1 pseudogene is annotated in these 449 nt (G+C 59.9%); it reads right to left on the bottom strand.

The annotated features are described in order from the left end of the window. Positions 1–263 (bottom strand): annotated as a pseudogene (locus SB751_RS28220) (arabinose ABC transporter substrate-binding protein); the annotation flags it as partial. Positions 264–449: the final 186 nt, after the last annotated feature.

The following is a 449-nucleotide window of genomic DNA, read 5'->3' on the forward strand; positions in this document are numbered from 1 at the left end:
CGCGCTTTCGCGACGATGGCAGAGCCGAGTTTGGGGTCCGGAGTACAAATAACGAAACCTTTTGCGCCACTGGCAGCCAGGCTGTCGATCGCGTTCAATGTTTTTTCGCCATCCGGCACGGCAATCTTAATAACCTCAAACCCTAAATCCTTCCCGGCTTTATCGGCAAACTTCCATTCGGTCTGGAACCACGGCTCTTCCGGCTGCTTCACCAGAAAGCCGATCTTGACCGGATCGGCCGCGTGCGCGACCGGACTGCCCATCACCACCGCCGCGGCGGCGGCCAGCGTTACGAACGTTCTGCGTTTCATCTCCAGTGTCTCCTTGTCTTCATCGAACGGGATGCAGCCGCTTGTTGGTTTCGACGCAGCGTGCGCGCGGCCGTCGCACGTGCGGTCTTTCGAATCGTTGCGTCAATCGTGGTACAGCGCCGCGCGCCCGCCATCGAC

The organism is Cupriavidus sp. SIMBA_020, from assembly GCF_046535395.1.
Lineage (GTDB): Bacteria > Pseudomonadota > Gammaproteobacteria > Burkholderiales > Burkholderiaceae > Cupriavidus > Cupriavidus campinensis.